This is a genomic window from Massilia forsythiae, from assembly GCF_012849555.1.
In the GTDB taxonomy this organism is placed as follows: Bacteria; Pseudomonadota; Gammaproteobacteria; order Burkholderiales; family Burkholderiaceae_D; genus Telluria; species Telluria forsythiae.
Window position 1 is genome coordinate 4,628,552 of sequence record NZ_CP051685.1, and the last position, 14,413, is coordinate 4,642,964.

The window sequence follows — 14,413 nt, forward strand, 5'->3', positions numbered from 1 at the left end:
TGGGCATCTTGTGGGTGACTGCACGGAAGAGGATAGCAGCGGCGTGCGCGCTGCGATCCGGGGCGGCAGCGGCGCCGCCAAAAAATCACGGCGCTGAGCGCGCCGTGCCGGAAGGATCGAATCGGAGCCGATCAGTACGGCCCGCGGATATGCTCGCGCACGTTGTCGCGGTACACCTGCGCCAGCGCGGCGTGCAGTGCATCCGGCAGCGGCGCCAGGCTGGAAGCGCTCACGTTGCCCTGCACCTGCGCCGGCGAACTGGCGCCCGGGATCACCACCGTCACCGCCGGGTGATCGAGGATCCAGCGCAGCGCCATCTGCGCCATCGTCATCCCTGGCGGCACCAGCGCGGCCACGCGCTCGGCCGCTTCCACGCCGCGCTGCTGGCCCAGGCCGGCGAAGGTCTCGCCGACGTTGAACTGCTGGCCGTCCTGGTTGAAGTTGCGGTGGTCGTCGGCGCGGAAGGTGGTGGCGCGCGTGATCTTCCCGCCCAGCAGGCCGCTGGCCAGCGGCAGGCGCACGATGATGGCCACGCCCCGGGCCGCCGCGCGCGGCAGCAGTTCCTCGGCCGGTTTCTGGCGGAAGATGTTGAAAATCACCTGCAGCGACGCCAGCCCGTCCTGTTCCAGGCAGATCATGCCTTCCTCGCTGGATTCGACGCTGGCGCCCCAGCGTTGGATGAGGCCTTCCTGCTGCAGTTCGCGCAGCCACTCGAACACGCGACCCTGGCGCAGCACCTCGGTCGGCACGCAGTGCAGCTGGGTCAGGTCGAGCCGTTCCACGCCCAGGCGCTCGATCGAGCGCAGGGTGGCGTCGCGCAGCGCGCCGCGCGTGTAGCCGTCCGGGTAGATGCCGGCGCGTCCCAGCTTGGTGGCGATGGTCAGATCGCGCGGCCGGCGCTCTGCCAGGTACGCGCCGATCGAGCGCTCGCTGGCGCCGTCGCCGTACACGTCGGCGGTGTCGATGAAGCGCACGCCGGCGGCGTAGGCCTGCTCCAGCGTCTGGCGCGCCACCGCGTCGTCCCAGTCGTCGCGCCAGCCGCCGCCCAGCTGCCAGCAGCCCAGGCCGATCTCGGGCACGCGCAAGTCATCCTTGCCGAATTGTCGCAGGTGCATCGTCATCTTTTCGTCTCCAGTGAAGGTCAGGCTGGCATCTTAGCCGTCTTCGTGGAACCGGTGCGCCGGCGACGCCGCCGAACCTTTCAAGACTTCGCCGCCGGCTTCAGGATGGCATCGGCCTTGGCGCGGTCCTGCGCCGTCAGCTTGGGCGCCAGCGCCTTCAGCGCGGCATCCGCGCCGGCGTGGCCGGCCGCCTTGGCCAGGCTGAACCACACCCAGGCCATGGCCTGGTCGGCCGGGCCGCCTTCGCCGTTGGCGGCCATCGCGCCCAGGCTGAACATGGCGTCGGCCTGGCCCTGGCGGGCGGCGGCGTCGAACAGCTTGCGCGCGGTGTCGAGGTTCTTCGGCACCTGCTCGCCTTCGTAGAAGAAGGTGCCGAGCGCGAATTCGGCGTCGCCGTTGCCCTTCAGCGCGGCTTCCTTGTAGTAGACGATGGCGCGCTTCGGATCGGCCGGCACGCCTTCGCCCAGGTCGAACATCCGTCCCGCGGCGAACAGCGCGCCCGGATGCCCGGCGCGGGCGGCGGCGTCGAACCAGGCGCCGGCCTGCTTCAGGTCGCGCGGCACCGCGCCGTCGCCGCTGCCGTCCCCTCGATAGTACAGCCTGGCGAGGTTGTACTGGGCGCTCACGTAGCCGGCCCGCGCCGCGTCCTGCAGGTAGGCCTGCCCCTTGCGCGCGTCGCGCGGGCCGCCGTAGCCGGCCAGCCAGGCTTGCCCCAGGATGTCGCGCGCCGGGACGAAGCCGAAGTCGGCGGCGCGGGCGTACCACTTGCGGGCCTGGTCCGGATCGGGCTTGATGCCGATGCCGCGTTCGTGGATGCGCGCCAGCATGAACGCCGCTTCCACCTTCTCGGTCATGAACTGCGGCTCCTTCGGATCGAAGCGCAAGCCGTCGCTGGCCGGGTCGAAGCGGCCATCCGCCACCAGGCGCAGCCAGCGCACGGCTTCCCCGGTATCCCTGGGCGTGCCCATGCCGTACAGGTGCATCTTGGCCAGCGCCAGCGCCGCCTCGTCGTAGCCGATCTTCTTGTAGGCGGCCGTGAGCAGCGCCAGCGCGCGCGCGTAGTCGCGCCTGTCGAGCGCTTCGAAGCCCTGCGCCAGCGACTTGTCCTTGCGCAGGATGGCGTTGCGGCCGGCGGCGAAGCGGCGGTCGCCGGCGCCGCATTTCACCGACGGGGCGTTCGGATCGGGCGCTCCGGGAATCGCGCCGATCGAGGAAGGCAGCCGGGCGTTCGACACGTCGCCGTCCGGCGCGCGGTCGGAAAAGCGCCTCGGGTCGCCGGCCGCGCCATTCGAATTGGCGGCGTCGCCGTCCGGCGCCAGGTCGGAATAACGCGGGGCATCGTTGGAGATGCTGTCTTCCATGCCGAAGTCGGCCATGTAGGCGAGGGCGACATCGTCCTCGGCCGCGTTAGGGGAGCTCATGAAGGCGCACGAGGAGGCGTACTTGCGCGACAGGACGCGGCTCTTGGCGGCGATGACGGTATCGGCCTGGGTGGCGCCGCCGCGCGCGCCCTTGATCACGACGCTGGCGGCGCCCTGGGCGGCGGCGGTCTGTTCGGCGGCGGCTGGCGCAGTCGTCGGGGCGGCAGCCATCTGCGCCTGCGCCAGGCCGGGCAGGGGCAGGGCACCCAGTGCGGCGATGACCAGCGCCAGCCGCGTCCTGTGCATCGATGGCGTCATCTCGTGTCTCCCGTTCGTGATTGGCATGGTGCCGGTTGCGGCGGCTGCGCCGAGTGTAGCGGATGGCCGCCGGGCCGGAACCCGCGGCGGCGATCAAGATGATGATTCTTTCCGCGGGGAGGGCGGGAGCGACGGCGCGCTCGCCTAGAATCGGCGCCACCCGCACAGCCGCCCCCTTTCCATCCCGTTCGCCCGGAGCCGTTCATGAAAGCCATTTTGCACCGCCTGTCGATCCTGCTGCTGGCCGGCCTGGCCTGCATCGCCGCCGGTTGCACCGTCGGCGGCGGCGCTGCGCCCACCAAGGCGGCTGCGGACGATGCCGGCCCGGTCGCCGCCAAGCCGCTGCTGCGCGACCCGGTGTTCGACGGCGCCGCCGACCCGGTGCTGGTGTACAACCGCGAGCGCGGGCGCTGGTGGATGTTGTATACCAACCGCCGCGCCACGGCGCAGGGCTTGCCGGGCGTGAGCTGGGTGCACGGCACCCGCATCGGCATCGCCGAATCGCCCGACGGCGGCGCCCACTGGGACTACCTCGGCACCGCCGACATCGAACTGCCGCCGACGATGGGCGGTGCGGACGCCACCCACTGGGCGCCGGACATCGTGCGCGGGGACGACGGCCTGTATCACATGTTCCTGACCGTGGTACCGGGCGTGTTCCAGGACTGGAAGCACCCGCGCACGATCGTGCACCTGACCAGCAGCGACCTGCGCGCCTGGCACCATGCGCGCGTCGTGCCGCTGGCGAACGAGAAGGTGATCGACGCCTCGCTGGCGCGCCTGCCGGACGGCGGCTGGCGGCTCTGGTACAACAACGAACTGGACGGCAAGAAGACCTGGTACGCCGACAGTCCGGACCTGGAACACTGGACCGACCGCGGGCGCGCGCTCGACCAGCGCGGCGAAGGCCCCAAGGTGTTCCGCTGGCGCGGCGCCTGGTGGCTGATCCTCGACCTGTGGCGCGGCCTGGGCGTGTACCGCTCGAGCGATGCGCTGCACTGGCACGCGCAGCCGGGCGCGTTGCTGGCGGAACCGGGGCAGGGCGCCGACGACGGCGTGATCGGCGGGCACGCCGACGTCGTGGTCAGCGGCGAGCGCGCCTGGCTGTTCTACTTCACCCATCCCGGCCGGCGCGGCGCGGATGCCAAGGCGGACGGCCCGGCGCAGCGCCGCAGCGTGATCCAGGTGGCCGAGCTGCAGGAAGCCGGCGGCGTGCTGGGCGTCGAGCGCGACCGGCCGGCGCACATGCGCCTGCTACCCGAAGCGCCGCCGAAAAACAACGATCGCGCCGCGCGCGCCGGTGCCGCGGCGCCCTCCAACTGATTCGCCTTCCAGCGCCCAACCGCGCAGCATCTGCGCACTGTCTGCGCATTTCGCTCATGTTGGTGAGTGTTTTCCGGGGGCATGTCACTTCGCGGTAACGAGGCCATACACTAAAAAAAACACCACCTGCGTGGTCATACAGTGGTCCGGGACATGCCGCATCGCCGGGACTACATAAAAACTGCCGTCACCGACGGCAAAAGGGAGACAGTAAATGCGTGAAATCAAACAAGGATTCCGTCCGAATCGCCTGAGCTACGCCGTCTCGGTGGCGCTGGCTTCGCTGGTGGCCAGCCAGGCTGCGATGGCGCAGGAAGCCGCGCCGAATCCGGGCAGCGCCGCGCCGGAAGTGGCGGCGGCGACCCCGGTGTCGAAGGTGATCATCAGCACCCGCCGTTCGCAGCAGTCCAGCATCGAGCGCAAGAAAAATGCCGCCACCGCGGTCGATTCGATCGTGGCCGAGGATGTCGGCTCGCTGCCCGACCGGAACATCGGCGAGGCGATCTCGCGCATGGCCGGCATCGCGCTCGACCGCGGCGACTTCGGCGACGGCGTCAGCGTCGCGGTGCGCGGCAACGGTCCGGACCTGACCCGCGTCGAGATCGACGGCATGGCCGTGCAATCGGCCGGCGGCACCGACCTGAACGGCGGCGGCAGCGGCCGCGGCACCGAGTTCCGCCAGTTGTCCGCCGACCTGATCAAGAGCGTCGACGTGGTCAAGGGCTCCACCGCCGACATGGTCGAAGGCTCGCTGGGCGGCGGCATCATCGTCAAGACCCGCACCGGCCTTGATTTCAAGGAACCCTTCGTCTCGGTGCGCGTGGCCGGCCAGCAGAACAACCTGAACAAGAAGTGGGAGCCGGACACCAACCTGATCCTGTCGCGCAAGTTCCTGGACGACCGCCTGGGCGTGCTGTTGAACACGTCGCAATCGACCATGCTCAACGAACAGCACCAGCAGCAGGTGGCCACCAGTTCGGTGGCCGGCTACTCGCGCTCGGTCGACTTCGACAACTCGCCGCAAAAGACCTTCACCTACAATCCGGCCACGCTGAATGCGGCCGATGCCGCCACCAACATGCCGGTGTTCAGCTCCGGCAACTTTAATTCGGACACGCCGCTGCAGATCCTGCAGAAATCGGCCGCGGCCCAGAGCAAGGCCGACTGCTACACCGCCTATCCGCAACTGACCACCGCGTCGCCGGTGATCGCCAGCCTGAGTGCATCGAACAAGACCGGTGCGATCAATGCCAGGCAGAACGAGGTGCTCAGCTGCCTGAACCAGTGGAACGACTACACGCCGTCGCTGGTGCGCTCCAGGGTATCGACCCAGCTGCAGAAGACCAAGAACCTGGACCTGCGCGCCGACTTCAAGGTCAACAACGACCTGACCGTCTACGCCAAGGGCAGCTACTCCAAGTTCACCGCCGACAACAAGACCTCGTACCTGAGCCTGGGCGGCCTGGCCACCAACACGGCCGGCAGCCTTGTCGACACCAACGGCCGGCGAGCCGTGACCCCGGCCGGCGTCGCCTCGGGCTACTACCTGTATCCGGGCAATGCCAGCTACCTCAGCGGCGGGCTGGTGCAGGGCTTGACAGCCAACGTCGACCCGTCCTCGGTGAAGGTGGACGCCAGCCACCACGTGACCGAGCTCACGACCAACAACAACGCGGCCGGCATCGACCAGCTGCACGACACGGTCCAGACGGTCAGCAAGTATTTCCAGACCGGCGGTACCTGGCAGCGCGGCGCGTTGAAGGCCGAATGGCTGGTCGGCGACGCCAAGTCGGATTTCCAGCGCGAGACCAAGCGCACCTCGTTCGCACAGTACTACGGCACCTCGACCATGAGCGTGACGCCGCAGGGCCTGTGGAACTACACCTTCCCGGCCAACTCGACCTTCGACCTGTCGAACACCGCCAACTACGTCAAGTTGAACGCGCCGGTCGCCACCGCGTTATCGACCGCCAGCGCCACCGTGATCAGGTCGCTGCCGGCGTACACCGCGACCCAGTCGCCGCAGTTGACCTATTCGCAGCCGCAGCTGACCTACACGCCGCAGATGCGCGATACCGAGGAGCGCACCGCCAAGCTCGACCTCACCTACGCGGCGCCGGACTCGATTCCCTTCTTCACCCGCTTCAAGGCCGGCGGCAACCTGCGCGACACCTTTGTCAACGCGTATGGCGGCGGTGGTTACGTGGCCAGCACCAACCCCCTGGCCGTGGTGCCGGCGGCGTACATCCGCAGCACGCTGGTCGGCTGCCAGGACACCGCCGGCTCGCTGGCGGCGGGCGGCAACAAGTGCCCGTCCGGCTTCGTGCCGAGCAATGCCTACGCCAGCGCCAACTCGGGCGTGGTCTACGTGAGCCCGGCCCAGCTGCAGGACATCATCGCCCAGTCCACCACGGGCAACGCCACCGCCACCTCGTTCTTCAACGGGGCCAAGGGCATCAGCACCGGCGCCATCACCAACTGGCCGGCCATCGACGTCGACAAGGTGTTCGCGCTGTCGGGCGTCCCCAACATCAACCTGAACTGCCTCAAGGAGTGCGTCGGCAGCGACGGCAAGACCTACCAGCAGCCCGTGTCGAAGATGAAGGAACGCTCCGAAGCCGTGTACCTGATGGGCGACTTCAACCTCGATCACATCCCGTTCAGCGACCGCAAGCTGCCGTTCGGCTGGGAACTGGAAGGCAACATCGGCTACCGCTACATCCGCACCAAGGTGCACGGCATCGGCGCGATGACCTTCAACTCGATCTCCAAGACCGCGGCCTACGACCCGGCCAATTCGACCGCGGCGGCCGGCATCAGCACCACCACGATCACCACCAACACGGTGGTGGACGGCACCTCGCACGACTTCCTGCCGATCTACAACCTGGCGGCGTGGGTGGTGCCGGACCAGGTGGTGCTGCGCTACAACCGCGCACGCACGGTGGCGCGTCCGCCGGTCGGCTACCTGGTGCCGCAGGGGACCTGCACCTACGACCAGCGTCTCGACGACGGCGACGTCGACCAGCGCTGCTCGTCGACCGTGGGCAACCCGGACTTGCTGGCGCAGAAGAACCTGAACCAGAACTGGAGCGCCGAATACTACCCGAACAAGGACACCTCGGTGTCGCTGGCCTACTTCAAGCAGCAGGGCATCATCGGCCCCGCGCTGGCGCAAAGCGCGTACGGCAGCACGCTCGGCATTTCGCTGGTGGACCCGGTCACCGGCGTCTCGCTGGGGAACATCCCGTTCGACTATTCGGTGTGGACCAACGCCGTGCCGACCACGCGCAAGGGTTGGGAGTTCGGCGCCAGGACCGCCTTCACCTTCCTGCCGTCGGTGCTGCGCTTCACGGGCTTCGACGCCAACTACACCAAGCTGGCATCGGTGACCTCGACCCAGAACATCGTCGACCTGCTCACCGGCACCGCCTTGCCGCCGCTGCGCGAATCGAAGTTCCAGTACAACTGGGCGATCTGGTACGACGACGGCCGCCTGCAGGCGCGCATCGCGGTGCAGGGCGTCGACGCCTACTTCAACAACATCGCAGGCTCGACCGGCAACACCCTGAACAACTACCCGAACGCCAGCGGCAATACCCGTGCGCCGGCCTACAACCCGGGTTCGCCGAACTTCAAGGACGCCACCCGCTACGTCGACGCCAAGATCTCCTACAAGATCAACCCGAACTTCGAGGTGTTCGTGGAAGGCCGCAACCTGGGCAACGCCATCGACAGCCGCAGCCAGGGCTCCTACGTGCCGTTCTCCGACGGCACGCCGAGCATCCTGGACTACAGCTACTCGGGGCGCCGTATCATGGCCGGCATCAACTTCCGCTACGGCGGCTGATTCCAGCAACGGCAGTCGCATCGCGCTTGCAACGCCGGCCCTCGTGGCCGGCGTTTTTCGTTTCGCTCACCGTCCTGATTCTTTCGTCCAGGGCCGTCGATACGCGGCGACGCACGCATAGAATCGATCTCCATCACGTCAATACAACAGGCCCGCAGGGCCGCTCCAGGAGACGAACCATGCCCATCTTGCGCGCCGCCGCAACGGCCGATCGCACCCATTCCTTCCAACCCTTCCAACGGCGCCGCAGCGCCGCGGCGGTGGCCGCCGTGCTGGCGCTGCTGGCCGCGCAGGCCGCGTCGGCGCAGCAGGCGGCGGCGCCCGCCACCGGCGATGCGCCACCGCCGGCAACCGCGCAGGACGCCGTCCCGGCCGCCAGCGTGGTGCGCGTGGCCGGCACGCGCCAGTCGGTGGCCTCGGCCATCGACCGCAAGCTGCGCGCCAGCACCGTGGTCGATTCGATCGTGGCCGAGGACATCGGCCAGTTCCCCGACAAGAACGTGGGCGAGGCGCTGTCGCGCGTCACCGGCGTGCAGTTGTCGCGCGATTTCGGCGAAGGCTCGCAGGTGTCGATCCGCGGCGTCGAGCCGGACTTGAACCGGATCGAGATAAACGGTATGTCGGTGCTGAGCACCAACGGCACCGCCGGGCGCGGCGCCGAGCTGCGCGAGCTGGCCTCGGAGCTGATCGGCTCGATCGACGTCTACAAGGGCATCACCGCCGACATGACCGAGGGCGGCGTCGGCGGCACCGTCAGCATCAACACGCGCAAGCCGCTCGACTTCAAGAAGCCGACCATCGGCGGCACGCTGTCGGCCGAGCAGTCGTCCAGCCGCGGCGGCGTGCAGCCGCGCGCCAACCTGTACATGGCCGACAAGTACCTGGACGGGCGCCTCGGCCTGATGGCCAACATCGTGTTCGACAAGGTCTATACGCGCAACGACTATGCGCGCAACACCTCGTGGCGCTTCCTGCAGGACTGGGACAATTCACTGGAAAAGACCGTGGTCAGCCGCGACCCGCTGCTCGCCGCCATCGGCGCCAAGAGCGGCTGCTCGGCCACCACCCTGGACGCGACCCAGCGCGCCGCCTGCCTGGCGCAGTGGAACGACTACTCGCCCGGCATCGCCCGCTACGGCATCTGGACGCGCGACCACAAGCGCTCGTCGGCGGAATTCACCGCGCAGTACAAGGTCAGCAACGAACTGAGCGCCTGGACCAGCTTCCAGGCCAACACCCAGCGCCAACTGCTCAACGACCGCAACTTCGGCACCGACTTCGGCGCCGTCTCGCGCCTGGCGAATGCCGGCAACGCGCCGGTGTACGGCGCCAACGGCGTGCCGACCGCGGCCGGCAGCTGCGTCACCCCGGCCACGACGCCGGACAGCATGGTGGTCAGCAATCACTACGTGACCTCGTACACGGTCGGCAACTGCCTGAACGTGGCCGGGCAGGGCGGGCAGGGCGCCTTTTCCACCTCGGCGCGCGCCTTCAAGCTCGACGTCGATTCGCGCTATCTTTCCGGCGGCTTCAACTACAAGAGCGGGCGCCTGGACGTCGATGGCTTGTTCAACACGGCGAAGTCGACCTACAACAGCGACAGCAACAACATCGTGCTGACCCAGAACGCGCCCGGCCTGAAGGTGACGCTGGACGGCAAGGGCATCCCGCACTTCACCTTCCCGGCCGCCTACGACCCAGAAAACGCGTCGTCCTATGTGCAGGCGCAGCTGCAGTACCGTCCGACCGAGACCAGGAACAGCGAAGACCAGGCCAAGCTCGATTTCAGGTACCGCTTGAGCACGCCGTTCTTCAAGCGCGTGCTGTTCGGCGCGCAGGCGCGCAAGGCCGACTCGAAGCAGTACGGCGCCGGCGGCTACCTGGCCAGCGCCGGCAGCAACCTGTCCTCGACCGCGGACGACGTCAACGTGCTGAGCGCGAACGTCAACCAGACGGTCATCTACGACCCGCTGTATCGCGGCAGCGCGCAGCGGCCCAACGACACCCAGAGCTTCATCAACGGCAGCTTCGCCACCCGCTACGTGAACGCGGCGCAGATGGCGGCGCTGGTGAATTCGCTGCGCGAGCGCTCGCCCGGCACCTTCTTCAAGGGCTACGGCGGCCTGTCGAACCTGCCCGCCGGCTGGATCGCCCCGTCCTACGACGCCGCCGCGCCCAACTTCGACACGTCGCGCTTCAACCACGGCTACCTGTTCAGCGCGCCGGGCAGCGACGGCCAGACCTACCCGCAGATCCCGGCTTTCTCGGTTGGCGAGCGCATCGCCGCCACCTACCTGCGCCTGGACTACGGCACCGAGCTGTTCGGCTACGACATCGACGGCAACGTCGGCATGCGCTACACCCGCACGCGCGACAACGCCGCCGGCCTGTTCAAGCTGCAGCAGCGCGTCGCCACCTCGCTCGGTTCGTCCAGCTATAGCGACGTCGTGCTCAGCAACGTCACCACTGCGGTGAACAACACCTACAACGACGTGCTGCCGAGCTTCAATGGCACGATCTGGCTGATGCCCGACAAGTTCCTGGCGCGCGTCGGCTGGGCCAAGGCGATGGCGCGCCCGCGCATCGACCTGCTGGCGCCGAACGCCACCTGCACCCGGGGCAGCGGCCTGGCGCAGTTCGGCGGCGACGGCACCGACGACTGCACCGCCGGCAACCCGTCGCTGAAACCCTACCGCTCGACCAACACCGACTTCAGCCTGGAGTACTACCCGAGCGCGGACAGCCAGTTGAGCGTGGCACTGTTCAAGAAGGACATCTCCAGCTATGTGCTGGAACGCGTGCTGGTGAAGAACGTCGACCTGTTCGGCAGCGGCGACCGCTTCGACGTGACCCAGCCGGTCAATGGCCAGGGCGCGACCACGCGCGGCATCGAACTGGCCGCGCGCAGCGCCTTTACCTTCCTGCCGGGCTGGCTGGGCGGCTTCGGCGGCGACGCCAACTACACGCGCATGGGCTATACCTATGCCAGGGGCAACGAGCGCCTCAACATCCTGGACGGCAGCGTGCTGCCGTACCCGGGCATGTCGCGCAACAGTTACAACGTCTCGCTGTGGTACGACCGCGGCCCGATCAACGCGCGCATCGCCTACAACTACCGCGACCGCTTCTTCACCGGCGCCAACGACGTTTCCGGCAACCCGAATTTCCAGGAAAAGACCGGCTTCCTCGACGCCAAGATCCAGTGGCGCTACAACGAGCACGTGACGCTGTCGCTGGAAGGGAAGAACCTGACCGACCAGGCGCAGATCACCGATGCCGGCGACCTGTTTCGCATCAACGAGCTGGCCTTCTCCGGCCGGCGTTATTTCGTGAGCCTGTCGATCAAGAACTGAGCCGCACCGCTTGCGTCTCCCCGTTGCGCCGGTTCTCCGATGGAGGGCCGGCGCTTTTTTGCGTCTTGCGCCGCGCGCTTGCCAGGGCACGATTACAATCGCCGCAAGGAGGAAGTGCGATGCTGGACCAACTACGCGACCTGGCGCGCCCGCCGCCCGGCATGGCCTTCGATTTCAGCCGACCGGCCGGCGAACCGGCGCTGGCGCCGGCGCACGGCGTGTCCTGGCGCGTGTTCGCCAATCCGGTGGCGCTGTTCATCGGCGGTGTGGCGGCGGTGCTGCTGGAACTGGCCGAACCGTCGGTGCGCTCCGGCGTATGGGACCACAGCGGCTTCCGCCGCGACCCGGTGCTGCGCCTGCGCCGCACCGGCTTCGCCGCCATGATGACGGTGTATGGCCCGCGCTCCGACGCCGAAAGGATGATCGCGCACGTGGCGCGCATGCACGCGCGCGTCACGGGTGTCACCCCGAGCGGCATCGCCTACCGCGCCGACGACCCGCGCCTGCTCGATTGGGTGCAGGCCACCGCCGGCTTCGGCTTCGCCGAGGCCTACCACCGCTACGTGCGCCCCTTGTCGGCGGCCGAGATGGATGCCGCCTTTGCCGAAGGCCGGCCCGCCGCGCGCCTGTACGGCGCTACCGGCGCACCATGCTCGCGCGCCGCCTGGGACGCGCTGCTGGCGGCCACTGCGCCGGGGCTGGAAGGGTCGGCGATCCTGGCCGAGTTCCTGCGCATCATGTGCGCGGCGCCGATCCTGCCGGCGCCGCTGCGCCCGCTGCAGCGGCTGCTGGTGCGCGCCGCCGTGCAGATCGTGCCGGAACCGGTGCGCTCGCTGCCGCAGTTGCGCGGGTACGGGCTGCGCGCCGGCGAGGCGGCACTGGTGCGCGTGCTGGCACGAGTGGCCGGGCTGCTGCCGCTGGGGGACACGCCGCCGCGCCAGGCGGCGCGGCGGGTTGCGGCAGGCTGGCAGATGCCGCCACCGTGATCTGCACGGTGGCGGGCGGCTCTCCGCATCACGCGCGGCGCGGTCCCGTCAACGCCGGCACGATCTCGCCCAGGCGCGCCACCTCGTAATGCGCCACCGCCTCCGAGGCGTTGGCCAGCCCGCCCGGATTGAACCAGCAGGCGTCGATGCCGAAGCGGTTGGCGCCCAGTATGTCGGCGTCCAGGCGGTCGCCGATGATGACGGTCTTGTCCGGGTCGAAGGCGCGCGCCATCCTGGTGGTGAATGCGAAGAAGCGGCTGTCCGGCTTGGCGAAGCCGCAGGCCTCCGACGTCGCCACGAACGAGATGTGGTCCTGCAGGCCGGAACTGGCGATGCGGCGGTGCTGGATGTGGTGCACGCCGTTGGTGATGATGCCGACCTCGCCGAGCGCAGCCAATTGTTCGCATACTTCGCGGGCGCCGTCGACCAGCACCACGGTGTCCGACAGCGATTCGAGATACAGCCCGCTGGCGGCGTGCGCATCCAGGTCCAGGCCGTGCGCGGCGAAGGTGCGGCGGAAGCGTTCCACCTTCAGGAAGTCCTTGGAGACGGCGCCCAGTTCGAACTGCCGCCACAGCGCCAGGTTGATCGCCTGGTAGTCGCAGAACAGCGGTTCCAGGCCATCGGCCAGGCCCAGTGCACACAGCGTGCGGGTGAAGGAAAGCCGTTCGGAGGCCTTGAAGTCGAGCAGGGTGTCATCCAGGTCGAACAGGAAGAGGGCGTGCTTCATCGTGCGGCGTTCCATCGTGGCGCGGGTCGGCGATGATAGCACGGGCGATCGCCGCCGGATGCGGGCCATTGGCGTCGGGCCGGTGCGCTGGAACGCCGCAGGATGGTTCGCCGGGCGCAGCGCTCAGCGTCGTGATTGTTTGGCGGCAGGGCATGATGGGCGCGGATCGATCGCATAGAATGACTCGGATGCGTCTCACTTTGTGTCTCGTTACGCCAGCCATCCGACCATGGCTGGCATTTTTTTTGGAGCTTCCATGATCCGCATCCCGCGTTTCCCCATGGCGCGTGTCGCGTCCGGCATCCTTCTCGCCGCCGTCCTGGCCGGCTGCGCCGCCGACCACGCCCCCAGCGGAGCCGACCCCGGCGCCCGGGCCGAGGCCGCCGAACCCGTGTTCGCCAACCCGCTCGTGCGCCAGCGCGCCGACCCGCAGGTGAGCCTGTCCGCCGATGGCTGGTATTACCTGACCGCCACCGTGCCCGAATACGACCGCATCGAGCTGCGCCGCGCGCGTTCGCTGGACGAGTTGGGCAAGGCCGAGGCGAAGACGGTCTGGCGCAAGCACGCCAGCGGCGAAATGGGCGCGCACATCTGGGCGCCGGAACTGCACCGCATCGACGGCAAGTGGTACCTGTACTTCACCGCCGGCCGCGCCGAGGACAAGTGGGCGATCCGCCTGTACGTGCTGGAGAACGCGTCCGCCGATCCGCTCGACGGCGCGTGGATCGAGCGCGGCCAGCTGAAGACCGGTTGGGAATCGTTTTCGCTGGACGCCACCACCTTCGCCCACCGCGGCCAGCGCTACCTGGTGTGGACCCAGCGCGCGCCGGATGGCAGCAAGGGCACCAACATCTACATCGCGCGCATGGATAGCCCACTGTCGATCGCCGGGCCGGCCATTATGCTGACGAAACCCGAGTATGCGTGGGAAAAAGTGAAATTCGACGTCAACGAGGCGCCGGCGGTGCTGGTGAAAAATGGCCGCGTTTTTCTCACCTACTCGGCCAGCGCCACCGACGCCAGCTACGCCATGGGCATGCTCACCGCGCGCGCGGATGCCGACCTGCTGGATGCGACATCGTGGTCGAAGTCGCGCGAGCCGGTGTTCAAGTCGAGCCCCGCCAACGGCCAGTGGGGACCGGGGCACAACAGCTTCACCACCACGCCGGACGGCAAGACGGACATTCTGGTCTACCACGCGCGCAACTACCGCGACATCCCCGGCGATTCGTTGAATGACCCGAACCGGCATACGCGCGCGCAAGTCATCCATTGGCGCGCCGACGGCACGCCGGATTTCGGCGAGCCGGTGGCGGACATGAAGCGGTGAAAACGGCACACGCGGTGATACGCGGCGTCGTATCCGCCCCG

General features: G+C 68.5%; 8 protein-coding genes. 5 read left to right on the forward strand and 3 right to left on the reverse strand.

The annotated features are described in order from the left end of the window. Positions 1–131: 131 nt before the first annotated feature. Together HH212_RS19530 and HH212_RS19535 are read right to left on the reverse strand one after the other, a co-directional pair. Entirely contained in the window at positions 132–1,121 is a 990-nt protein-coding gene (locus tag HH212_RS19530; RefSeq protein ID WP_229217364.1) for an aldo/keto reductase, read from the reverse strand. 80 nt (positions 1,122–1,201) lie between these two features. Continuing rightward, on the reverse strand, positions 1,202–2,800 hold the full coding sequence (locus HH212_RS19535; RefSeq protein ID WP_170204029.1) for a tetratricopeptide repeat protein: 1,599 nt from the start codon (positions 2,798–2,800) through the stop codon (positions 1,202–1,204). A gap of 204 nt (positions 2,801–3,004) precedes the next feature. Here HH212_RS19535 and HH212_RS19540 point away from each other — a divergent pair, with 204 nt between their 5' ends. The 4 genes from HH212_RS19540 to HH212_RS19555 all read left to right on the forward strand — a co-directional run bounded on the left by HH212_RS19540 (position 3,005) and on the right by HH212_RS19555 (position 12,312). Next, on the forward strand, positions 3,005–4,123 hold the full coding sequence (locus HH212_RS19540; RefSeq protein ID WP_211172373.1) for a glycoside hydrolase family protein: 1,119 nt from the start codon (positions 3,005–3,007) through the stop codon (positions 4,121–4,123). 214 nt (positions 4,124–4,337) lie between these two features. Next, on the forward strand, positions 4,338–7,973 hold the full coding sequence (locus HH212_RS19545) for a TonB-dependent receptor (protein ID WP_229217365.1): 3,636 nt from the start codon (positions 4,338–4,340) through the stop codon (positions 7,971–7,973). Positions 7,974–8,152: 179 nt separating this feature from the next. Beyond that, positions 8,153–11,326 carry a TonB-dependent receptor gene (locus tag HH212_RS19550; protein WP_170204030.1) on the forward strand — a complete coding sequence of 1,058 codons (3,174 nt, stop codon included), beginning with the start codon at positions 8,153–8,155 and terminating at the stop codon, positions 11,324–11,326. Between the two features lie 119 nt (positions 11,327–11,445). After that, a complete protein-coding gene (locus tag HH212_RS19555; RefSeq protein ID WP_170204031.1) occupies positions 11,446–12,312 on the forward strand; it encodes an oxygenase MpaB family protein in 867 nt (288 codons plus the stop codon). A 28-nt stretch (positions 12,313–12,340) separates the two neighbouring features. Here HH212_RS19555 and HH212_RS19560 read toward each other — a convergent pair whose 3' ends face one another. After that, positions 12,341–13,042, reverse strand: coding sequence for a YjjG family noncanonical pyrimidine nucleotidase (locus HH212_RS19560; RefSeq protein WP_170204032.1), 702 nt, complete (start codon positions 13,040–13,042; stop codon positions 12,341–12,343). 256 nt (positions 13,043–13,298) lie between these two features. Here HH212_RS19560 and HH212_RS19565 point away from each other — a divergent pair, with 256 nt between their 5' ends. After that, positions 13,299–14,372: a glycoside hydrolase family 43 protein gene (locus HH212_RS19565; protein ID WP_170204033.1), complete on the forward strand. Its 1,074-nt coding sequence runs from the start codon at positions 13,299–13,301 to the stop codon at positions 14,370–14,372. Positions 14,373–14,413 lie beyond the last annotated feature (41 nt).